We start from the raw sequence: 24,400 nt of genomic DNA, 5'->3' as shown, positions 1-24,400 counted from the left end.
ATGACCCATAAAACTTCACGCCGCGGGTTCCTCAAGGCCGCAGGGGCCGCCGTTGCCGTTCTCGCAATTGGCGTCACACCCAAAGGTGCGTTTGCCGCTGCGACAGGCGACACCGCCACGGCCCTCACGCCCTTCGTCAAGATCTATGGCGACGGTTCCGTTGTTGCCGTAATCAAGCACCTTGAAGGCGGGCAGGGCACCTCAACCGGCCTGTCTACGCTGATCGCGGAAGAGCTGAACATGGAGCTCGCAGACATCAGTTTTGAGGCCGCGCCGTCCAACCCAGAGGTTTATAACAACCTGTTTTTCGGTCCGTTTCAGGCCACCGGCGGGTCGACGGCGATTGCCAACTCCTTTACGCAGTACCGCACCGCCGGGGCCGCCGCGCGCCACGTTCTGTTGCAGGCCGCCGCCGCGGACTGGGGTATGGACGCCGCCGCGCTGACGCTGAAAAACGGTGTGATCACCGGTGCCGGGCACGAGGGCAAGATTGGTGATTTCGTCGCCGCCGCCGCGCTGCTTGAGGTGCCCGCCGCGCCGGCACTGAAAGCCCCCGAAGACTGGACCCAGATCGGCAATCCGCAAATGGCGCGCCGTGACAGCCATGACAAGATCAACGGCGCTGGCCTCTATGGCATGGATGTTCAGCTTGAGAACCAAATGGTTGTCGCGATCAAACGTATTCCGCAGCTTGGTGCCACAGTGGTGTCGTTCGACGACAGTGCCGCTAAGCAAGTGAAGGGCTTTATCATGGCCCAAGCGCTGCCAAACGGCGCGGGCGTCGTGGCTTATGCTGAGAGCACCTGGGCCGCGTTTCAGGCCCGCGATGCGCTTGAAATCGAATGGGATCTCAGCAAAGCGGAAACCCGCAGCAGTGACGAGATCAAGGCCGAGCTGCTTGCCGCAGTGAACGCCGCGCCCGAGTTCCACGCCTCGGAGACTTCACTGGACGACATCAATGCAGCGCTAAATGGCGCGGCGCAGGTGGTGGAACGCGAATTCTATCTGCCCCTGCTGGCCCACGCCCCGATGGAGCCGCTGTCCGCCACGATTGCAGCCACCGAAGACGGCGGCGTGATCATGTATGACGGAGCACAAGGCCCGACCGTGAACCACGGCACCATGCACCAGATCCTTGGCATCCCGATGGAGAAAATTCAGGTCAATTCGCTCTATGCCGGGGGCTTCTTTGGCCGCCGTCTGAACGCGGGCGCGGATTACATTGTTGAGGTAACGCTGGCCTTTGCCATGACTGACAAGACCCGCCCGGTGAAACTGGTGTGGTCGCGCGAAGACGATCTTACCGGCGGGTGGTATCGCCCGGCGTATGCCCACAAAGTGCGGGTCGGTCTCGATGAGGCGGGCAAGATCGTCGGCTGGGATCACCGGATCGCGGGCCAGTCGATCGCCAAGGGCGGGCCGTTTGAAGCGATGATCGTGAAGGATGGCGTTGATGCCACCTCGGTCGAGGGCACGCATGATACGCCGTACACGATCCCGGGGATGCATGTTGGCCTGACCGATGGTGCCCCGGCGACCACGGTGAACTATTGGCGCTCGGTCGGACACAGCCACAACGCTTATGTGATGGAAACCATGATGGATGTCGCGGCGGCCGCAGCGGGGCAAGACCCGGTCAGCTTCCGCCTCGCGCATCTGCCCGGTGACACCCCGGACCAGACCCGCAAGGCGGGCGTGTTGAAGCTGGCGGCGGAAAAGGCTGGCTTTGGCCAAGAGCTGCCAGCGGGGCATTTCCACGGTGTGGCGGTGCACAAATCCTTTGGCACCTTCTGCGCCGAAGTGTGCGAAATCTCGATTGACGACGGTGGTTACGTCCAGATTGAGAAGTTCACAGCCGCCGCAGATTGTGGTGTGGCGGTGAACCCTGATGTGATCAAAGCGCAGGTTGAAGGCGCGATTGGCTATGGCGTCGGCCACGTCATGCGCGATGAGATCACGCTGACGGGCGGTGTGGTGGATCAGCTGAACTTCCCCGATTACGAACCGCTGCGGATGCGCGATATCAAGGCCATCGAGGTGCATATCGTGGCGTCGAGCGAAGCGCCCACCGGCATTGGCGAGCCTGGAACGCCCCCGGCGGGACCGGCACTTGCCAACGCGATTGCCGCCTCCGGGCGCGATCTGGTCACGCATTTGCCGATGATCAACAGCGACGTCGCCTTCGCCTAAAACCCTTGCGGATCGCCGGTGCCACAGGCGCGCGGCGGTCCGCTGTATCATCAGCGCGCGGGGAAACCTGCGCGCGGTCCACCCCGAGGTCAGGCCACCCCGATGTCAGGCCAACCCGATGCAGGCCAGACGGCGAGGGCGCTTTACGCTCTAGCGCCTCGGGAGGGGCTGTACCGCGCTGCGCAAGGCGGCTGCGGTTGCCCGCCGCCAACGCCACACACACCGCCACAGACACCGCCGCGACACGAGAGTGCGTTGCCACACGCAATCCACCCGTCGTGCCCTTGGGTTGTCTGAGGATGAACGTGGCGGTGGGACTTAGCTGGGCTTTGAAGACGCTCCGCAGCTCAGTGTGATGTCACACTCCACAGGCATTTTTGTTTGCCTAATGCACCCACAGGTTGCAATCTTGAGGCATTGCGCCTCAAAAGGAAGCCGACCCATGCAGTCTGATGACACCCCCCAATCAAAAAGCCGCCGCGATTTTCTGGCTCGTTCCGCCTCTGCTGCCTTGGTTGCGGGGATGCCATTGTTGCCAAAGGCGGCGATTGCGCAATATGCGCCCACCGAAATGGCCCCGGAGGGTGCGTCCATCGCGCGGGTCCGGATCTATCCCGCCATCGGGATCAGCCGCGTTGGCGGCAGTGACAAATGGTACTACGCGCCCGAGGTACCGGGCCTGCCACCCGAGGCGGGCGACGGGTACAAAGACGGTCGGCGCGCGATCAAGAAACAGGTTCAGCGGTTTCGCATCTATGCCTTTGACAGAGAGGATCGGGTGATTGGCGAGGTAACAGAGGGGCAGGGCAAAATCGAATGGTCCGCCCATTTGGCAAACGCCAAGGCCGCCTGGTACGGCTTTAACAACCCGCTCGACAATGGCGAACTGGCCCCTGGATTGCCCGGTAAGCTGCGCAACCAGTATTTCACCAATGATGACACCCGCGAAGAGATGCTGGTGATTGACGGCACCCGCATTTCGATCAGCGGACGCGGGGTGAATTACGAACAGGACCGCGACGAATACCGCTTTGAGGGCAAGTTCTGGGGCACCGAGGATGTGGTGCTGGGCCGGCTCTGGACTGACGCCTCCGGGCGGCTTTTGGTGGTGCCGCCAAACGGGGTGTCGAACTCTCCGACCAACGCCGCGATCACCAGTTTTGCCGACAATGACGGCTGGCACGACGATTGGTGCGACGGGCCGGTGAATGCGCAGGTGACGCTGGCGGATGGCCGTGTGCTTGAGGCTGAACCATCGTGGGTTGCCTGCGTCGGCCCCAACTTTGCCCCGGAAATCCCGCCGATTTCAACGCTGCAAGACCTGATCGCCGATCTCAATGTACAGGAGGGGTGGACACCGGCGCCGCGCGGCCCCGTAAGCTATCGTCGTGACATCTATCCGACGTTCCGGCGCGTGGCGCTGATGGAATGGATCACCAATGCGGCGCGGCTGCGCGTCGGTTGGATGGGGGTTGATTTCGCCGATCCGGCGACGATGGACCGCTTGCGCGACCCTGGCCCCGACAACGCCGAGTTCCGCCGCGAAATCTTTGCGCTGTTTCGCGATCCGTTCAACGACGGGCCGAATGCGTTCAAAGAAGAGCGGATGAAGATCCCGTATATGATGGGCGATGGCGTCAATTTCGACGGCTCGCCGCTGCAATGGTTCCGCTTTCCGATCCTGCAATACAAGATGCTGGGCGCTTGGGCCGCGGGGGATTTCGTCGATGATTTCGAGGATTCAGAGCTTGATGCGATCACCTCGCTCGAAGACATCCCGCTGGCCGCGCAACCCGCCGCCTTGAGTGAAGCCGCGCTTGAGCCGTGTTCGGGCGGGGCGTTTCATCCCGGCGTCGAGCTGACCTATTATCTGCGCCTCAAAGAGATGTACGCCCGCAACATTGATGCAACAGCCGAGCCTTTCCGTATTGCCCATGGCACCCGCAACCGGATCGCGCAGAACGTGGGCCGTTTGCTGACCCCCGAGAAGGCGTTTGCGGGCGGCAATGGCGCGCCTGCGCCGCTCGGCCCGCAGGGGCCGGGTGATCTCACCCGCTGGATGGGGTTGCCGTGGCAATGTGATGCCTTCAGCTGCCAATACGTGCTGATGCAGGACAATTTCCCCACCGCCACATGGTGGCCTGCGCTCCTGCCAATCGACGTGCTGCCCGAGGAGTATTACCGCGTTGTCATGGACACAACGATGTCGCCCGAGGATCGCAAGATGTTCTTTGACAACCGCCTGGCCTGGTCGCGCGGGGTGGCGGGGATTGGCTATCACGCCAACGCGAGCTATTGGGACGGCATCACCAATATGATCACCCTGTGGGAGCGGATGGGCTTTGTCGTCAAGCGCCCCGGTCCGGTGGATGAGGGCAGGCCAGAGGGCATCCCGAATGAGCTGTTTGTCGAGGTGGGGCGGTCGGACGAGGAAATGCGGTTTAATTGGCGGCCCGAGGATGGGGTGGTGCCGAATTAACCGTATGCGCCGCTGTCACGCCGCGCGTTTGACCGGCGGCAGGGCTTTCGGTTGAGCGAGATTGCAATCATTGGCGGCGGGTTGGCCGGGGCGGCGGCTTGCCTTGGGCTGGCGCAGCTTGGGGTGCGGCCGCTGTGGCTGGCCGCGCCGCCGGGGCAGGCGGATAAGCCGGGCGAAAGCCTGTCGCCCGCCGCGCATACCGTGCTCGACAGTCTGGGCGTCGCGGATGTGCTGCGCTCTGCGCGGCACCGGCCTGCCAATTCGGTGTTCTCGGCCTGGGGCACTGACCGGCTGCATGAACGCAGTTCGGTGGTGCACCTCGAGGGGCCGGGGCTGGTGCTGGATCGGCTGGCCTTTGAGGCCGAGATGTTTGCGCGTGCGCAGGCGGTTTCAAATCATGTGGACACGCATGTCACGGGGTGTACGCAGTCCGAGGGCCCGTGGCACCTGACCCACACCGCTGGCCTGTCTGAGGCTGCGATTGTGATTGACGCGACGGGCCGCCACGCCGCGCTGGCGCGCAACGAAAGCCGCCGGTTCCGCGCCGACCAACTGGTGGCGCTCTATGCCTTTGTCGCGCAATCGCCGGCCTCTGATGTCGCCCCCACGCCCGCCACCCTGCTGGAAACCACCGCGCTGGGCTGGTGGTACGCGGCGTATCTGGCGGATGGTCGCTTGGTCCTTAACTTTTACACCGACGCCGATCTGGTGCCCGAGGGGGCCAGCCGGGACGTGGGCGTGTTTCATGCGCTGCTGGCGCAGACCCAACATATCCGGCGCTGGATCAACGAAGCCCAGTTCCAGATTGCCACTGCGCCCAAGCTGGCCAGCGCGGCCACCACATGGCTGGCCCCCTGCGCAGGCTCGAACTGGCTGGCGGTGGGCGATGCGGCGGCGGCGTTTGATCCGCTGTCCTCGCATGGCATGACGACGGCGCTTTGGACCGGGGCACAGGCTGCAAAGGCGGCGTTTGCCCTGCGGAGGGACGACCCGGAACCGGCGCGGGCCTATTGCGATGCCGTGGCCCAAGGGGTTGCGGATTTTCTTGCCGCGCGCGCGGGGTTTTATGGCCATGAAAGCCGGTTCGCCTCAGCGCCGTTCTGGCAGCGCAGAGCCGCAAGGACCGAGGGTTGAGCCTCTCGTGCGGGGGTGCTAATTGGCGGGTCTGATGGGATGCTGCCAGCGGCATGTCACGCGATCCGCGCCAGCGCCGGTATCATGAAACCTCCGCCCATGTGCGTCGCACAGAGCCGCAGACTGGCCGCAGACTGGCCGCACGACGCATCCGCTAACCCCCTAAAACGCCAGTACGATTCGACCAGAGCGCGAGCGCACGTCTCTTGGTTGTGATCAATAGAACCAACCGCTGGCCATTGGTTCTGTCTGGCAAACAGCCCTTGCCCGGAAAATGACGCGATGGCCAAAAGTTGCCGTCATCTGTTAGGTTGAATTATTAAGAAAGCATTAAGATCAGGCCACCCCCAATGCGGATCGGGCCGAACAGAAAAAGTGCATGTAATTCAAATTGGTATAGCCGGGTCTATGCTTTTGATCGCTACAATTTGAGGTTGATTAAGCCATCACATGCCGCCGCCTAGGGGCCATTTTAGACCTTCTCGGCGTCACAGTTCAGAACAATTTCTACTTTGTTTAAGGCAAAGCAGCCCATATTACTTTGGTAAGCCCACTGGGGGGTGAAGTCTGTTGGCCACGGGGGCGGCCGCTGAACCGTTGTACGTCGGATGACGGATGGGATGCGAATGGCGAAGTGTGCAAACGCTTCACTGCCCGCTGCCGGGTAAGAATTGCCCGCAGGATGCTCCTGTCCAATCCACCAAAGCGTATGACTTTGAAGTAGCGGTGCGTGCGCCTGGCAACTTGTTTGCGTGGTGTACCGGCCGAACCTGAGGATGAGAGGGTCGAGATGCCTGACACGAGACAAACGATGGATGATTATGATCCGCCAGCTGGATCGGACGTTTTTGGCGCCCGACACACGACGATGCTGATTAAATTTAATTGTAACAATCAAAGCCAGGGGAGGCGTTCGTAACATGCCGACTAAAACAAACACACCAACCGAACAAAACGGCGGCCCCGTCACTCCTGTGGATGAACTCGACGGTATCGTCGAAGGCACGTCCGGTGATGATACCATTGACGTTAGCTATACCGGCGATCCCGACGGCGATATGGTCGACAACAGCGACAATATCTTCTCCGACGATCCCGCCGATTCAGAAGACGACATTATCGAAGCCTATGAAGGCGACGACTCGGTTCTTGCCGGTGACGGCGATGACAATGTCGATGGCGGCGCAGGCCACGACACGCTGAAAAGCGGCGATGGCAGCGACACGATCACTGGTGGCGAAGGCGACGACGAGATCCACTCGGATGCCAATGACGAAGCCATTGATGCCGTGACGTTCCCGGGCGTTCCGGTTGACGACAACCCCAACGATGACCGTGATTACGTAGAAGGTGGCCTCGGCGACGACACCATCTCGACCGGCGATGACCGCGACACCATCGACGGTGGCGACGGCAACGACGTCATCAAACCTGGCATCGACAACGACGAAGTCTTTGGCGGCGCCGGCGATGACAGCATCGTTGATATCCAGGGTGCCGACACCATCGACGGTGGCGACGGCAACGACACGATCATTGCCGGTTTCGATACCTTCTCGGACTATGTTGGTGACGATCCCAACCTGCCGATCGGCTCGATCACATCCGACCCCAACACCACCGATGGCATGGACGAAGTCTATGGCGGTGCGGGTAACGACCTGATTTCGACCGGTGACGATGCGGACTATATCGACGGTGGCGAAGGCGATGACACCATCGATGGCGGCATCGATGATGACTATATCGACGGCTGGACCGGCAACGACAGCATCCTTGGCGGCCATGGCTCGGACACCATTCTTGGCTATGACGGCGACGATTACATCGACGCCAGCGCGGCCACCAGCGGCATGCTGTACAGCAACGAGCCCGACGCGACCGATCCGGTTCCGGACAATGACCGTGACTTTGTCGATGGTGAATCCGGCAACGACACCATCTTTGGTGGCGATGACGACGATACGCTGCTTGGCGGCGAAGGTGACGATGTCATCGACGGCGGCATCGACGATGACGACATCGACGGCGGCGAAGGCGCTGACCTGCTTATGGGCGGCGACGGCGAAGACACGATTGTTGGTGGCGCAGGGCCCGACACGATTGATGGCGGCGATGGCCGTGACATGATCATCGGCTCCGACGTTGGCGACAGCATCGATGGCGGCGACGGTCCGGCAGGCGATGGCGCGGATGGTCTTCCCAATGACTATGACACGCTCGATCTGCGCGGCTCTGCTCCGGCGGGCGGCACATTGTCGGTGACCTATACATCGGCAGATCAGGAAGACGGCTTTGTCGAATACTTCGATGACACCGGCGCGCTGACAGGCACATCGACGTTCGAAGACATCGAGAACGTCATTCCCTGCTTCACCCCCGGCACGACAATCGCCACTCCGACCGGCGAGCGTCTGATCGAGGATCTGCGCGAAGGCGACCGGGTGATCACCCGTGACAATGGCCTGCAGGAAATCCGCTGGATCGGCACCACCGAGCTGACCGGACACAAGCTGGCGCGTGCGCCGCATCTGCGTCCGATCCTGATCCAGGCCGGCAGCCTTGGCCCGAACCTGCCCGAGCAGGACATTCTGGTCAGCCCGCAGCACCGCATTCTGATGAGCGGTGAGAAGGCGCAGCTGTTCTTCGAAGAGCGCGAAGTTCTCGCGGCGGCCAAGCATCTGACCGATCTCGACGGCATTGATGAAGTGGGCACCTTGGGTGTGACCTATATCCACTTCATGTTCGACCAGCACGAAGTGGTTCTGTCGAATGGCGTCTGGACCGAAAGCTTCCAGCCCGGCGATCAGACCATGTCCAGCATGGGCGACAAGCCGCGGTCGGAAATCTTTGAATTGTTCCCCGAGCTGGAAACAGCCGAGGGCCTTCAGGATTACTCCGCAGCACGCCGTTCGCTGAAGAAGCACGAAGCCAAGTTGCTGGTGCGGTAAACGCGCCGACAGGCAGGCACCGGCGCGCCAAGCGCGCCGGATACAGAATATGCAGCTGTTCGCGACAAATCTTGTCGTGAACGATTCAAGATCGGGGCCGGTTCGCCGGCCCCGATTTGACTCTGCACCCCCAAATGTGGCCCAAAGTGCCGCAATTTTGTCTCAACTTTTAAACCGCTTTGAACGGATCTGCCTGCCTTTGGGATAGGATCTGCTCGCAGACCTATGCGTAATGGCATGGAATATATGCGAAATATTTCCGGGCCAGCCCTGCGGTTTTCCCCCAAAGCGTGACGATACTGCCCCCGGCGCAAGGCCGCGCGCCGCGCACGGCAATGAACCAGATTGCCCAGATTGTTCCCAAATTAGAACCAATAGAATTTTTATAAAATAACGGACAAAGTAAGCCGGGCACGTACAGACCCGGCATTTCTGTGGGGTGAGCCGTGCCTATTGCAACCGAACTGAACATCAATACCAGCGCAACCGCACTGGACATGGCCGACGCCATGTTCGGCGAAGGCGTGACCGTCGTTTCCGCCACCTATTCCGGCGATGCGGCGGCGTCTGGGGTTTATACCGGCGGCCAGGCGACATTGGGCGAACTCAGCCCCTCAGACACCGGCGTGATCCTGTCGACCGGTCAGGCCGGGGACATCACCAACTCTTCGGGCACCACCGACACCAACACCGCCGGCAACACCGGCACCGACAATGCGGGCGGCATCGACGGCGATGCCGATCTGAACGCGGTGTCGGGGCAGGATACCTTTGACGGTGCCTTTCTTGAGGCCAGCTTTGTGCCCGACGGCGACACGCTCACCATGCAGCTGGTGTTCTCGTCCGAGGAATACCTTGAATACGTCTCGAGCAGCGTCAACGATGCGGTGGGGATTTGGGTCAACGGGGTTTACGCGCCGCTTGAAACCGGCAACGGGCCCGCCGTAGCCGTGGCGATCGACACCATCAACCCAACAACCAACCCCAACCTTTACCTCGACAACGCCGCCGCCGATGACACCTATAACACCGAGATGGACGGCTCGACTGTGGTGCTGTCGATCACGGTGCCGGTCAATGCCGGTGAGATCAACGACATCCGCATCGGCATCGGTGACGGCGGCGATGGGATCTATGACTCCAACCTGCTGATCATGGGCAATTCGGTCCAGACCCAGTCTATCGCGGTCAATGACAGCCTGGCGCAGGGGCCCAACACCACGCAGGTGCATGACCTTCTGGCCAATGACACCAACACCGAAGACCGCGACCTGACCATCACCCATATCAACAACGAAGCCGTTGTTCCCGGTGATACGGTGATCCTCAACACCGGCGAGCAGGTCACGCTTAACCCCGATGGCACCGTGTCGATCCTGACCGATGGCGATCTGGGCACCAATACCTTTACCTATTCCACCGTCGATAATGAGGGCGCGCCTGCGACCGGCTTTGCCACCATCACCACCACCAACAATCCGCCGAACTTCATCGTCGAAGGCACCAACGGCGCCGATGTGATTGACGCCACCTATACGGGTGATCCCGAAGGCGACATGATCGACAACGCCGATCATTCCGATGCGTCCCACGCCGACAGTGTCGAGGCGGGCGGCGGCGATGACGTGGTTCTGTCGGGCCTTGGCAACGATACGGTGTTTGCGGGCGCTGGCGACGATACCGTCGATGGCGGCGCGGGCGACGATTACATCGAAGGCGACAATGGCGCGGATTCGCTGCTGGGTGGCGCGGGCAATGACACGATCCTTGGCGAAGCCGGGGCGGACACTCTGGATGGCGGCACCGGCGACGACAGCCTTGTGGGCGGCGGGCGCGACGATACCTTTCAGCTCTCGGATGGCTTTGGCAATGACACCATCCTTGGCGGCGAAAATCAGGAAAACAACGGCGACACGCTCGACCTGTCGGGGCTGACCGCCGACACCATCGTTGATCTGAGCGGCGCAGACCCCGAGGCGGGCAGCGTATCCTCGGGCACCGACACCACCACCTTCTCCGAGATCGAGAACATCACGCTCGGCGGGGGCCGCGATACGGTGCGGCTTGGCAATGGCTCGGGCGCGGATGCGGTCAATGGCTTTGATATGACGGCAACGGGCGATGGCTCGACCGCGGATCAGGTTGATGTGATCGGCATGACCGATGCGCTTGGCGCGCAGGTCAATGTGTTTGACGTGACAGTCAGCGACACCAACGGCGACGGCAGCGGCGACGCGATCCTGATCTTTCCCGGCGGCGAAACCCTTACCCTTTTGGGAGTCTCGCCGGCACAGGTGTCGACCCCGGCGCAGCTCGAATCCATCGGCATCCCGGCCCCCGATTACATCGTTGAAGGCACCGCAGGCGCGGACACAATCGACGGCGGCTATCTTGGCGATCCCGAGGGCGACCTGGTCGATGCCGGCGACAACCAGACCGGCACCGATGGCGACCTGATCGAAGCCTACGGCGGCGCCGACAGCGTGCTTGCGGGCGCGGGCGACGATACGGTTTATGGCGGCGATGGTGGCGATACCATCGACGGCGGCGCAGGCGATGACGTGCTGTACGGCGAGGCCGACAACGACCTGATCCAAGGCGACGCAGGGGCCGATACCCTCGACGGCGGCTTTGGCAGCGATACGCTGTATGGCGGCATCGGAGATGACAGCATCGACGGCGGCACCGGCAATGACTCGCTTTACGGTGATGAGGGCGCGGATACACTGCACGGCGGCGCGGGGTCGGACACGCTTGATGGCGGCGGCGACAACGATGTGCTCTACGGCGGCGATCACAATGACACCGTTTATGGCAACATCGGCGATGACACGCTGTATGGCGGCGCGGGCAACGATTTTGTGCGCGGCAGCTTTGGCGAAGACGTGCTGCATGGCGGCACCGGCGACGATAGCATCTGGGGCGGGTTCAACGACGACCTCTTTGTAATCGAAGACAATTTCGGCAATGACACCATCGATGGCGACGCCTCGGACGAAACCCTTGGCGATACGCTTGATCTCTCGGCCACCACCACCGGGCTGAGCATCGATCTGACCGATGTGAACCCCGAAAACGGCAGCTTTAGCGACGGCACTGACACCGCCACTTTCACCGACATCGAGAATATCATCCTCGGCGGCGGCAATGACACGATCACGCTGGCCGATTTCGGCGGGGCGGACATCGTGCAAGGCTTTGCCGGGCCGACGGTGAATGGCGATGGCTCGCTGACCGGCAACGATATGCTCAATGTCAGCGGCATGACCTCCGATGGCGGCGTCACGCCGGTCACGGTGCGCGATGTTGTGGTGACGAATGATGGCAGTGGCAACGCGCTGCTGACCTTTCCGGGCGGCGAAAGCATCACGCTTGTGGGCATCGATCCGGTCACCGCGTCGGACCATGCCTTCCTCGTGGCGATTGGCATTCCCTCGAACCTGATCGTTGATGGCACCGCCGCGGGCGACGCGATGGGCACCACCTATGTCGACAGCGAAGGCGATCAGACCGATGGCACCGATGGGCTGAACGACACCATCTTGGGCTACGCGGGCGACGATACAATCGACGGCGGGCAGGGCGATGACACCATCGACGGCGGCGCCGACAATGACCTGATCGATGGCGGCGCGGGTGCGGATGTGATCGCGGGCGGCAGCGGCTCTGACACCATCACCGGTGGCGACGGCAACGATGTGATCGACGGCGGCACCGAGAATGACAGCCTGTCCGGCGGCGCTGGCAATGACACCATCGATGGCGGGGCGGGCAACGATACGCTGGTGGCCGACGGCGGCGACGACAGCCTGTCCGGTGGCGAAGGCGACGACAGCTTCCAGCTGACCGACACCACCGGCAACAGCACCATCGACGGCGGCACAAACGGCGAGGTTTTGGGGGATACGCTTGATCTCTCAGGCGTGACTGGGGATCTGCGAGTTGATCTGACCGCGCTCGACAGCGAAAGCGGCAGCGTCAACGACGGCACCCACACCACGGTTTTCACTGAAATCGAGAATATCACGCTGGGCGCGGGCACCGATACGCTTGTGCTGGCCGATGGCTCTGGCAGCGACACGGTTGGCGGCTTTGACAGCCCCACGGCCAATGGCGATGGCACCTATTCCGGCGGCGATCAGCTTGACGTGACGGCGCTGACCTCGGACGCGGGCACCACGCCGGTCAATGTTCATGACGTGATTGTCAGCGATGATGGCGCGGGCAACGCGGTGCTGACCTTCCCGGGCGGCGAAACGCTGACCCTGCTGGGAATCGCGCCTGCCACGGCCAGCGATCCGGCCTGGCTGGTGGCGGCGGGCATCCCGAGCGACGGCATTCTGACCGGTACGGCGGGCGATGACACCATCGTTGCCGGCACTTGGATCGACGAGGACACCGACGTTGTTGACGGCGGCGATGCGACCCTGCCGGGCGAAGCACCGCAGGACGACATCATTCAGGCCGGTGCGGGCAACGACAGCGTCGAAGCCGGTGCGGGCAATGACGACATTGACGGCGGATTTGGCGACGACACGCTGGATGGCGGCACGGGCGACGACTCGATCCTTGGCGGCGCGGGCGCGGATTCGATCCTCGGCGGCGACGGGACCGATACACTGGCCGGTCAGGACGGCGCGGATACGGTTTCGGGCGGTGCGGGCAACGACGTGATCAGCGGCGGTGAAGCCGATGATTTGCTCGACGGTGGCGCAGACAATGACACGCTGGATGGCGGCATCGGCGCAGACACGTTGATTGGCGGCGCGGGCGATGATGATCTGAGCGGTGGCGACGATCAAGACCGGTTCGAGCTTGGCGCGAATGAGGGCAGCGACGTTATTGATGGCGGCGCGGGCGGCGTTGATTTCGATACGCTGGCCCTGACCGATCCGCTGGGCGCGGATGTGACATTTACCGGCAATGAGGCGGGCACCGCCACGGTCGGCACCGGCAGCGCAACCTTTACCGAGATCGAAGCGCTGGAGCTTGGCGCAGGGGCCGATACTGTTGACGCGAGCGCCGATGCCAGCGGTCTGGAGATCGACGGCGGCGCCGGGGCAGATAGCCTCATCGGTGGCTCTGGTGCGGACTCTATCCGTGGCGGCGACGACGCGGATACGATTGTCGGCGGACGCAACGATACCATCGATGGCGGTTCGGGTGGCGATGACAACGATACGCTGCAAATCGTCGGTCCGGCGGTCATCACCTATGATCCGCTGAACGGCGAAGACGGCACTGTGTCGTGGCTCAACGGCGATACGCTTACGTTCACGGACATCGAAAATGTAGAATATATCCCATGCTTTACGCCGGGAACTTCAATCAAAACATTAGGTGGCGAAGTGCGTGTTGAACGGCTTTGCGTTGGCGACCGTGTGCTCACCCGCGACAACGGCTATCAGGTGATCCGCTGGATCGGCACCCGTGCGCTTTCGGGCGCAGACCTCGCCAATCGTCCGCAGCTTTGCCCGATCAAAATCGCGGCGGGCGCGCTTGGCGGCGGTATGCCCGAACGCGATATGGCCGTGTCGCCGCAGCACCGGGTGCTGATCGGCAATGCCGCGACACAGATGTGGTTTGGCGAAGAAGAGGTGCTGGTGGCGGCGACCCATCTGACCTGTCTTGACGGGATCGAAGAGGCCGGGCCCGAGGGTGGCGTGACCTATATCCACATCCTGTTTGACCAGCACGAAGTCGTGCTGAGCGATGGCGTCTGGTCGGAAAGCTTTCAGCCCGGCGATATGACGATGGCCGCGCTTGATGGCGACCAGCGCGATGAGCTGCTGACGTTGTTTCCAGAACTCTGTGCGCGAGAAAACCTCCATGAGGTCTATCCTTCCGCGCGTGCGACGCTTAAGGCCCATCAAGCACAGGTTTTGTTAATGAGTTGATGGGTACACTGTCGAAGCCGGGCCATTCGGGCCGGGGCTTCACATTTGGGCGGCCTGTCCTGCTCGCCAGGCCGCCCAATCCTCTGGCGTATCAAGATCAAGCCGCGCGCGTTGGCCCGGCAGCGGCACCAATTTGCGCGCCCCGGCATGGGCGCGCAGGATGTCGCGCGCACCGGTGTCGCCGGTCAGGGCGGCGAACTCCGTGAACACCGCCCGGCGAAACAGGATCGGGTGGCCGGGGGTGCCGTCTTTGGTTGTGGCCTGCACGATCAGTGCCTCGGGCGCGGCTTTGGCGGCACCGATCAGCCTGCGCAGATCCTCAGTCTGAATATCCGGCATATCGGGCGGCAGGATCAGGGCGGCGTCGATACTGTCGGGCAGGGCGGCGATGCCGCGGCGCAGGGAGTGCGCCATGCCATCACCCGCATCCGGCACCGGCAAACGCAGCACCGGCGTTTCGGCCAGCGCCAGCGCGCGCGGATGGCTGTCTGAGGGCAGGGGCACAATAACGCTAAGGCCCGCCGCAAGCCCGCGCAGCGCCATTGCACGGATGCAGGGCACGCCCCCCACCATTTCGAGCAGCTTATCCCCGCCGCGCATCCGGCTCGACAGGCCCGCAGCAGGCAGGATCAGGGCGCAGTGCATCGGCAAACCTCATGTTTCACAGCCCCCAGCCTAATGCGCGCACCGCGGGGAGAACAGCCCAAGACGCTGCGAAAAACTTTTGATCCGGTGCGGGGCGCGCTGCGTATTATCTGGTAAAAGAGGTATATTGTGACGACACTTATCTGGTTCCGGCGCGATCTTCGGCTCTCTGATCACGCCGCTTTGACAGCCGCTTGCAAAGACGGACCGGTGGTGCCGGTCTTTATCCGTGATGGTTCCGTTGCGCGGCTTGGGGCTGCGCCGAAATGGCGGCTAGGGCTGTCGTTGCAGGCGCTTTGCGAGGACCTTGAGGCCAAAGGCAGCCGGATGATCCTGCGCTCGGGCAACCCGGCGGAGGTGCTGGCGGAACTGGTGCAAGCCACGGGTGCCAAACGGATTTACTGGTCGCGCGGCTATGACCCCGACAGCATCGCGCGCGACAGCAAGATCAAGCAGCGCTTTCGCGACGCCGGGATCGACGCCCAGAGCTTTGGCGGCCATGTCCTGTTTGAACCGACCTCGGTCGAGACCAAATCCGGCGGGCCGTACAAGGTGTTTTCGCCCTATTGGAAGACGGTCAAAACCCGCGATGTTGAAGCGCCGCGCAAGGCTCCGGAGGCGATCCCCGCGCCGGACAATTGGCCCGAGAGCGAGAGGCTTGCGGCCTGGGAAATGGGCGCGGCGATGCAACGCGGTGCAGACGTGGTGCGGGCGCATGTCACGCCCGGCGAACAGGCGGCGCAGGCGCGCTTGGCGCAGTTCATCGACAACAGCGTTGCGCAGTATCACGACCGGCGCGATCTGCCGGGCGTGGACGGCACCTCGGGCCTGTCGGAATACCTCACTTACGGCGAAATCAGCCCGCATCAATGCTGGCACGCGGGCCTGCGGGCGCGCGAGGACGGCGCGCAGGGGGCCGAAGCCTTTCTGCGCGAACTCGGCTGGCGCGAGTTTGCCTATCATCTGATGGTGAACATGCCGCGCCTGCTGACGGGCAACTGGCGCGAGGATTGGGACGGCTTCGCGTGGAACGATGACGAGAGCGCGAAAGAGATCAAGGCATGGAAACAGGCGCGCACCGGCATTCCCTTTGTCGATGCCGGTCTGCGCGAGATGTATGTGACGGGGCGGATGCACAACCGGGTGCGGATGATCGTGGCGTCTTATCTCACGAAACATCTGTTGACCCATTGGAAGGTGGGGCTGCGCTGGTTTGAGGATTGCCTGACCGACTGGGACCCGGCGTCAAATGCCATGGGATGGCAATGGGTTGCGGGGTCGGGGCCGGATGCTTCGCCGTACTTCCGGGTGTTCAACCCCGAGACGCAGGCCAAGAAGTTCGACCCCGACGGCACTTACCTTCGCCGCTGGATTGCCGAGGGGCAGGACACCCCGCCCGACACCGCGCTGGCCTATTTCGACGCGATCCCCAAGCGCTGGAACATGTCGCCCGATGATGCCTATCCGCAGCCGGTGGTGGCGCTGGATGTCGGGCGCAAACGCGCGCTTGACGCCTATGAGAGCCGCGGTTTCTGAGGCGACGCTTGCCAGAGACTGCCGGGACTGCCTAAACTATTCATAAGTCAGGAAAGATGTGACAATGGTAAAGACGTCACTAGAGGGGCAGGGCAACCTGCCAAGATATTTTGCGCGGGTCTTTGCGGTGGCGTGCGGGATGAAACATGGGCGGCTGGATTTCGTGTTGCCGGATGGGCGCCGTTTTCGCGCCGAGGGCCATGCGCCCGGCCCGGTGGCCGAGTTGATCATCCACAACCCGGATGTTTTTGCCCGGCTGATCCGCGAAGGCGATCTGGGCTTCTGTGATGCCTACCTTGATCAATGGTGGGACACCCCTGATTTGATGGCGTTTCTTGACCTTGTACATGCCGACAATGATGCGCTGTTTGACGGATTTCCCGGCATGTCCTTGGTGCGCGCGTATGAGCGGCTGCGCTTTTGGCTGAACGGCAATTCGCGGGCGCAGGCGCGCAAGAATATCTCGTATCACTACGATCTGGGGAATGATTTCTACGGTCTGTGGCTTGATGAGACGATGACGTATTCGTCGGCGCTGTTTGAAACCGGGCAGGAAAGCCTTGAGGCCGCGCAAACCGCAAAATACGCGCTGATGATCGATGAAATGGGGGTGCAACCCGGCGATCATGTGCTTGAGATCGGCTGTGGCTGGGGTGGTTTTGCCGAATATGCCGCGCGCGAACGCGGGCTGAAGGTGACCGGGCTGACCATCAGCCAAGAGCAGTTCAGTTACGCGCAGGACAGGATTGCCCGCGCCGGTCTAAGCGATCTGGTGGACTTCAAACTTCAGGATTATCGCGACGAAACAGGCACCTACGACGGGGTTGCCAGCATCGAGATGTTTGAGGCCGTGGGCGAAAAATACTGGCCGGTGTACTTCAACTCCCTGCGCGAACGGCTGCGTCCGGGCAAGACCGCGACGCTGCAAATCATCACCGTGCAGGACAAACGCTGGGAGGTGTATCGCAAGGGCGTTGATTTCATCCAGAAGTACATCTTTCCCGGCGGCATGTTGCCCTCGCGCAAGGCGCTGGTGGCGGAAATCGAGCGGTCGGGCCTTGGGGTTTTGCGCTCGGTCGAGTTTGGCGAAAGCTACAGTCAGACGCTGCGCCGTTGGTATGATACCTTCAACGGACGCTGGGACGACGTGGCGCAATTGGGCTTTGATGACAGGTTCCGCCGGATGTGGAACTTTTATCTGACCTCTTGCGCGGCGACCTTTCACAGCGGTAACTGCGACGTAACACAGATAACGCTTAAGAGGCCCGCCGCCTGATGCCCACAATTCCGAAGCTCGTTGCCGCCATCATCCTGTCTGTTTTGGCGTTTATCACCTCGAAAATGGTGATGGACCAGATGCCGCCCAGCACCGACTTCGGAATTTTTCTGCCGCTCAACATGGTGTTTGGCTTTCTCACCGGCTGGTTTTATGTCGGCAAGTTGGCCAACACCCGCATGGCCGACGCGATCAGTTTCGGGCTGACAGGGTCGGCGGTGATGACCTTCATCGCGCTGTTTGCGCAGTCGATCAATAAGATGATCGGGCTGGCAATGCGCCACCGCTACGATGGCCCGCTCGAGGCGGTCGCCGCCGTGTTTCAGATCGCGGTCGATTACGGTGCCGAGGTGTTTAGCGTTGAGGTCGTGGTGACTTTGGTTGTCGGCGGTTTTCTGGCCGGCGTGATGACCTATTTCGCCTCGCTGCGCTGGCACTGAGCGATGGCGGATCTGTTTTTCTACGGCACCCTGTGCCATATGCCGCTGCTCGAGCGCGTGTTGGGGCGGACGGCTGACGATCTGGGGCTAGAGGCCGCAGAGCTGCCGGGCTGGGCGGCGTATTGGGTTAAGGATGCGATCTTTCCGATGATCTTGGCGCAGCCGGATGGGCGCGCTGCGGGGCTGTTTGTGGCCGATCTTGGCGAGGAAGACCTCGCGCGGCTGGATCACTACGAAGGCGGCTTTGGCTATGCGCTTGCGCCGCAACAGATTGTCACGGCGGCGGGTGAGACCCGTGAGGCCTATGTTTTCCTGCCCGATCCGGGGCGCTGGACCCCGGGCGCGGCGTGGCACTTGCAAGACTGGGCCGACCGCTACGGCGAACTGACTTTGGCCGCCGCGCGCGAAGTGATGGAGCGGTTTGGCACCTCAAGCCGCGAAGAGATTGACCGGCTGTTTCCGTGGATCCGTGCGCGGGGCTGGGCGCAATGTCTGGCGCAAGAGGCGGCCCCGACCACGCTGCGCCGTGCGCCAAGCGGCGATGATTTCACGATTGAGGCGCTGCGGCCCGGCTATGACGGGTTTTTCCGCATGCGCGCCTTTGATCTTAGCTATCGCCGGTATGACGGCACCCAAAGCGAGACGATTTCGCGCGAAGCCTTTCAGGCGTTTGATGCCGCGCTGGTGCTGCCGTATGACCCGGTGAACGACCAGGTGATGCTGGTGGAGCAGCTGCGGTTTGGCCCGATCTGGCGCCATGATCCGGTGCCCTTTGTGCTTGAGCCGATTGCCGGGCTGGTGGACGCAGGCGAAGCCCCGGCTGATTGCGCCCGGCGCGAGGCGGTCGAGGAGGCGGGGCTTGAGCTGGGCGATTTGCGGCTGATGACGCGGATTTATGCCTCGCCGGGGTATTCCAGCGAGTTTTTCCACTGCTACCTCGGGCTGTGCGATCTTGGCGGCGAAACCGGCGGCTTGGCCGGGCTGGCGCAGGAAAGCGAAGACATCCGCAGCCATGTCATCTCGTTCAACCACGCGATGGAACTGGTCGACAGTGGCGAGGTGAACGCCGGGCCGTTGACGCTCATGCTGCTTTGGCTTGCACGCCATCGTGAGGAATTGCGCCGCAACGGCGTTCCTGCACGCACTTGAGTTCGTACCGCGCCCCGCATACACAACGACGAGATTTCTAAGGAGAGCCGCCCTATGCGCATTGCATCCGATTTGGCCGACGCCGTTGGCAACACACCGCTGATCAAGCTGAGAAAAGCCAGTGAGGAAACCGGCTGCACCATTCTGGGCAAGGCGGAATTCATGAACCCCGGCCAGTCGGTCAAGGACCGCGCCGCGCTGTTCATCATCAAGGATGCGGTGGAAAAGGGCTTGTTGAGGCCCGGCGGCACCATTGTTGAGGGCACGGCGGGCAACACCGGCATCGGGCTGGCGCTTGTGGGGGCCTCGATGGGCTTTCGCACCGTTATCGTGATCCCCGAGACCCAAAGCCAGGAAAAGAAGGATATGATCCGACTGGCCGGGGCCGAGTTGGTTCAGGTGCCCGCAGCGCCGTATCGCAATCCCAACAACTATGTGCGCTATTCCGGTCGTTTGGCCGAGGAAATGGCACGCAATACCAACGAGGGTGTGATCTGGGCCAACCAGTTTGACAATGTGGCCAACCGGCAAGCGCATATCGAAACCACCGGCCCCGAGATCTGGGAACAGACCGGCGGCAAGGTTGATGGCTTTGTCTGTGCGGTCGGGTCTGGCGGCACGCTGGCCGGTGTTGGCATGGCGCTTCAGCCCAGGGGCGTGAAAATCGCGCTGGCCGATCCCGATGGCGCGACGCTGCACAACTTCTACACCAAGGGCGAGCATAAGTCCGAAGGCGAGTCGATCACCGAAGGCATCGGGCAGGGGCGGATCACCGCCAACCTCGAAGGCTTCACCCCGGATTTCAGCTATAACATCCCCGACTCCGAGGCGCTGCCGGTTGTGTTTGATCTGCTAAAGGATGAGGGGCTGTGCCTTGGCGGCTCGTCAGGCATCAACGTGGCGGGCGCGGTCCGTCTGGCGCGCGAACTGGGGCCGGGGCATACCATCGTCACGGTGCTGTGCGACTATGGCACCCGCTATCAGTCCAAGCTGTTCAACGTTGACTTTCTCAAGTCCAAGGGCCTGCCGTCGCCCGATTGGCTGGCGCGCGCGCCGGCCTCCATTCCCGGTGTGTTCGAGGACGTCTAATGCGTATTTCATCTGTGCTGCCAGCGCTGTTGCTGGCGATTTTTGCGGCAATTGCCGCCCCTGCTGGCGTGGCCTCTGCGCAGGACGCGCCGCTGACGCTGTCGCAAGGCTCTGCCGATGTGGCTGCGGGGGCCGCCCCTCAGGTGCTGACCCCGCAGGACCTTCCCGATTACAACGAATGGGCGCAGGTCGCGAAACGGGCCGAAGACGCGCTTGAAACAGCGCGGGCCGCTGACAGCGCGTTTGAGACCCTGCGCAGTGAAGTTGCCGAATGGCGCGCGCGGTTCCTGGCCGCGCAAGACATCAACCAGTCGCGTATTCGCACGCTGCAATCGCAGCTTGATGCGCTTGGCGCTGCCCCAGCCGAAGGCGAGAGCGAACCCGAGGAGACAGCAACACGCCGGTCTGAACTGAACGGCCAGCTCACACAGCTGCGCGCACCGGTGATGGCCGCCGAGGCGGCGTATAACCGCGCCGACGGGATCATCAGCGAAATCGATGCCTTGATCCGCGCCCGCCAAACCGAGGCGTTGTTCGCGTTGGGCCCTGTGCCTGTTCTCCCCGACAACTGGGCGATTGCGATCAACGAAATCACCGGCGCTTGGCGTGCCGGCTATAATGAGATCTCGAAGTCTGTGACCTCTCAAATCGGCAAGGTCGAGATGCAGGCCAATCTGCCGGTGGTTCTGTTGCTGGCGCTGGTGGGGTTTGTGCTGCTGCTGCGCGGTCGCTATTGGGCGCGCAAGGCGGGGAGCTGGCTGCGCCATAACTCCACACGGGGCGGCGCGGTGTTCAGCTTTCTGGTGTCCGTTGGCCAGATCGCCTTGCCGCTGGTCGGGCTGTTTGCCCTGACCGAAGCCGCCTTTGCCAGCGGCATTCCCGGCCCACGGCTCACGCTGCTGCTGGACAAACTGCCGATCTGGGGTCTGTGGATTCTTGGTCTGCGCTGGCTGGCTGACCGGCTGTTTTCGCAGCACGACGGCGACCGCATGTTGCCAATGGACAAACCTCAGCGCCGCGAAGCCCGGACCTATGCCACCTCGCTCGCCTTTTTGTTGGTGCTGCGCGACACCACCGTGCAATTCGCCGACATCGAGAATTTCTCGGACACCACACTGTCGGTTGTCGAATTCCCGTTGATGCTGCTGATGGCGCTGATCCTGTTCCGTCTGGGGCAGCTGCTGGTGCATCATGTCCGCTTTGACACCACCACCACGACCGAGCGTCTGGTGCGCGCCCGTGTGGTGGCGTTTCTGGGCCGGATCGTCATTCTGGTGTCGATCGTGGCACCGGTTCTGTCGGCCTCTGGCTATGGCACTGCTGGCGCCCGGCTGATGTATCCGACGATTGCGACCCTGGGCCTGCTTGGCCTGATCGTGGTGTTGCAACGGTTTACCAACGATCTTTACCGCTATCTGATGCGGCAGGGCGATGATGAGGCCGACAGTTTGATCACCGTGCTGATCGGCTTTGTGCTGGCGCTTGGCGCGCTGCCGTTCCTTGCGTTGATCTGGGGCGCGCGGGTCGCTGACCTGACCGAGCTTTGGACCCGCGTTGGCGAAGGCTTTGCCGTCGGGGACAGCCGCATTTCGCCGTCGGATTTCTTTGTGCTGCTGGTGGTGTTTGTCGTGGGCTACATGGGCACGCGGCTGCTTCAGGGGGCGTTGCGCAACTCGATTCTGCCGAAAACCAACATCGACACCGGCGGGCAAAATGCCATCGTTTCGGGCATCGGCTATGTCGGGATTTTTATCGCCGCGCTGGTGGCGATCACCTCGGCGGGGCTTGACCTGTCGTCGCTGGCCATCGTCGCTGGTGCGCTGTCTGTCGGCATTGGTTTCGGGCTTCAAAACATCGTGTCGAACTTTGTGTCCGGCATTATCCTGCTGATAGAGCGCCCGATTGCCGAGGGAGACTGGATCGAGGTGGGCGGCATTCACGGCACCGTTCGGCGGATCTCGGTCCGCTCCACGCGGGTCGAGACGTTTGACCGCTTTGATGTGATCATTCCGAACGCCGATTTCGTGTCGGGCCGGGTGTCGAACTACACCCGAGGCAGCACCATTGGCCGGATCGTTATCCCGGTCGGCGTCGCCTATGGCAACGACACGCGCAAGGTGCAGAAAATCCTGCTCAACATCGCGCGGCACCACGATCAGGTGCTGATGAACCCCGAACCTGCGGTCGATTTCATCGGCTTTGGCGCGGATTCGCTGGATTTCCAGATCCGTGCCGTTCTTGTGGACATCGGCCAGGGCAATCCGGTGCGCACCGAAATGCGCCACCAGATTGTCGAGGCGTTCCTCGCGGAAAACATCGAAATCCCCTATGCCCAACGCGACATCTGGCTGCGCAATCCCGAGGCGCTGCGCCCGCCCGAGCCTCAGCCCGCCAAAGAGGCACCGACCGCCGAGATGCCAAACGCCGAGGTGCCGCAAAGACCCACCACAACGGTCCAGCGCGAGCCTTCGCCGGGCGATGGCATCAGCAGTTCCGACGGCGGATCTGACGGAGACAGCAGCCGATGACCCATCTCTTGTTTCGCGAAGATCCCTATCTGCGCGATGCCACGGCCCAGGTGACAGGCCACACGCCCGAGGGCGGCATCGTGCTTGACCGGACGGTGTTTTACCCCACCGGCGGCGGTCAGCCCGGCGACAGCGGCCTGCTGGTCTGGGACGGGATCGAGATGCCGATTGCCACCACCGTCAAGGGCAACGGCGCTGACGTGGTGCTTGTGCCCGCCGAGCCGATGGCGCTGCCCGATATCGGCACGCATCTGGTGCAGCACCTCGATTGGGAGCGGCGGCACCGGCACATGCGGGTGCACACCGCGCTGCATCTGTTGTCGGTGGTGGTGCCTTTGCCGGTGACGGGCGGGTCGATCACCTCGGACAAGGGGCGGCTGGATTTCGACATGCCCGAGGCCCCGGCCGACCGGGACGTCATCGAAGAGGCGCTGCAATTGCTGGTCGAGCGGGATTTGCCGGTGTCGGAAACCTGGGTCACCGACGCGGTGCTGGATGCGACGCCCGAGCTGGTCAAGACGATGTCGGTCAAGCCGCCACGCGGGCAGGGCAAGGTGCGTCTGGTGCGGATCGGGCAGGGTGGCGACCAGGTCGACCTCCAGCCCTGCGGCGGCACCCATGTGGCGCGCACCGGCGAGATCGGCGCGATCCGTCTGGGCAAGATCGAGAAAAAGGGCCGGCAGAACCGGCGGATGAGCGTGCTTCTGGGCAGCTAAAGCTTGGCCTGCGGCGGCCGCCACCCGGTGTCTTGAGAGGCGGCATCAAGGCAGGTGCGGGGGGCTTGTGCGGGGGCGTTGACGATTTCCTTGAAATCTTTGGTTTTAGCCCTTGAACCCCGGTTGGTGTCAGGGCTAAACACCCGCGAACGGACAGTTGGCCGAGTGGTCGAAGGCGCACGCCTGGAAAGTGTGTAGGCGGGAGACCGTCTCGAGGGTTCGAATCCCTCACTGTCCGCCACCCACACTCAATAAGTATTTGATTTTACGACGTTATTGGTGGTGGGCGATTTCTCATCCCCCGGAATATCCCCCACCCGAGCAGCGCATCAGTTCAATCTTCTCGCTGTGTAGCCATCATTGCGTCCTG

At 62.4% G+C, this 24,400-nt stretch carries 13 protein-coding genes and 1 tRNA gene; 13 read left to right on the top strand and 1 reads right to left on the bottom strand.

Annotated elements, in window-relative coordinates; all coding sequences use genetic code 11:
- The 5 genes from ACW9UO_RS03745 to ACW9UO_RS03725 all read left to right on the top strand — a co-directional run bounded on the left by ACW9UO_RS03745 (position 1) and on the right by ACW9UO_RS03725 (position 14,651).
- The gene (locus ACW9UO_RS03745) at positions 1 to 2,190 is read left to right on the top strand and encodes a xanthine dehydrogenase family protein molybdopterin-binding subunit (protein ID WP_457087646.1); all 2,190 of its coding nucleotides are present in this window, start codon (positions 1 to 3) and stop codon (positions 2,188 to 2,190) included.
- A gap of 442 nt (positions 2,191 to 2,632) precedes the next feature.
- Complete coding sequence (gene goxA, locus ACW9UO_RS03740) at positions 2,633 to 4,669, top strand: CTQ-dependent glycine oxidase GoxA (protein WP_457087645.1); 2,037 nt, start codon at positions 2,633 to 2,635, stop codon at positions 4,667 to 4,669.
- Between the two features lie 51 nt (positions 4,670 to 4,720).
- Positions 4,721 to 5,803 (top strand): glycine oxidase maturase GoxB, encoded by a 1,083-nt coding sequence (gene goxB, locus ACW9UO_RS03735; protein WP_457087644.1) that lies wholly within the window; start codon positions 4,721 to 4,723, stop codon positions 5,801 to 5,803.
- Positions 5,804 to 6,723: 920 nt separating this feature from the next.
- The gene (locus ACW9UO_RS03730) at positions 6,724 to 8,754 is read left to right on the top strand and encodes a Hint domain-containing protein (RefSeq protein WP_457087643.1); all 2,031 of its coding nucleotides are present in this window, start codon (positions 6,724 to 6,726) and stop codon (positions 8,752 to 8,754) included.
- A 497-nt stretch (positions 8,755 to 9,251) separates the two neighbouring features.
- The gene (locus tag ACW9UO_RS03725) at positions 9,252 to 14,651 is read left to right on the top strand and encodes a Hint domain-containing protein (protein WP_457087642.1); all 5,400 of its coding nucleotides are present in this window, start codon (positions 9,252 to 9,254) and stop codon (positions 14,649 to 14,651) included.
- A gap of 39 nt (positions 14,652 to 14,690) precedes the next feature.
- Here ACW9UO_RS03725 and ACW9UO_RS03720 read toward each other — a convergent pair whose 3' ends face one another.
- Complete coding sequence (locus tag ACW9UO_RS03720; protein ID WP_457087641.1) at positions 14,691 to 15,296, bottom strand: nucleotidyltransferase family protein; 606 nt, start codon at positions 15,294 to 15,296, stop codon at positions 14,691 to 14,693.
- Positions 15,297 to 15,425: 129 nt separating this feature from the next.
- Between ACW9UO_RS03720 and ACW9UO_RS03715 the strand changes: the two genes are divergently transcribed.
- The 8 genes from ACW9UO_RS03715 to ACW9UO_RS03680 all read left to right on the top strand — a co-directional run bounded on the left by ACW9UO_RS03715 (position 15,426) and on the right by ACW9UO_RS03680 (position 24,271).
- Positions 15,426 to 16,832, top strand: a complete 1,407-nt coding sequence (locus ACW9UO_RS03715; RefSeq protein ID WP_457087640.1) for a cryptochrome/photolyase family protein — start codon at positions 15,426 to 15,428, stop codon at positions 16,830 to 16,832.
- 64 nt (positions 16,833 to 16,896) lie between these two features.
- Entirely contained in the window at positions 16,897 to 18,108 is a 1,212-nt protein-coding gene (locus ACW9UO_RS03710; RefSeq protein WP_457087639.1) for a class I SAM-dependent methyltransferase, read from the top strand.
- Positions 18,108 to 18,548, top strand: coding sequence for a TrgA family protein (locus ACW9UO_RS03705; protein ID WP_457087638.1), 441 nt, complete (start codon positions 18,108 to 18,110; stop codon positions 18,546 to 18,548). Before ACW9UO_RS03710 ends, ACW9UO_RS03705 begins: the two co-directional genes overlap by 1 nt.
- 3 nt (positions 18,549 to 18,551) lie before the next feature.
- On the top strand, positions 18,552 to 19,697 hold the full coding sequence (locus ACW9UO_RS03700; RefSeq protein ID WP_457087637.1) for an NUDIX domain-containing protein: 1,146 nt from the start codon (positions 18,552 to 18,554) through the stop codon (positions 19,695 to 19,697).
- Between the two features lie 54 nt (positions 19,698 to 19,751).
- Complete coding sequence (locus ACW9UO_RS03695; protein WP_457087636.1) at positions 19,752 to 20,786, top strand: cysteine synthase A; 1,035 nt, start codon at positions 19,752 to 19,754, stop codon at positions 20,784 to 20,786.
- Positions 20,786 to 23,314 (top strand): DUF3772 domain-containing protein, encoded by a 2,529-nt coding sequence (locus ACW9UO_RS03690; RefSeq protein WP_457087635.1) that lies wholly within the window; start codon positions 20,786 to 20,788, stop codon positions 23,312 to 23,314. Before ACW9UO_RS03695 ends, ACW9UO_RS03690 begins: the two co-directional genes overlap by 1 nt.
- A complete protein-coding gene (locus ACW9UO_RS03685) occupies positions 23,311 to 24,030 on the top strand; it encodes an alanyl-tRNA editing protein (protein WP_457087634.1) in 720 nt (239 codons plus the stop codon). Before ACW9UO_RS03690 ends, ACW9UO_RS03685 begins: the two co-directional genes overlap by 4 nt.
- Before the next feature lie 151 nt (positions 24,031 to 24,181).
- Positions 24,182 to 24,271, top strand: a tRNA-Ser gene (locus tag ACW9UO_RS03680).
- Positions 24,272 to 24,400 lie beyond the last annotated feature (129 nt).

Source organism: Marinovum sedimenti, assembly GCF_054052205.1.
This window is presented reverse-complemented; position numbering and strand designations above follow the sequence as displayed.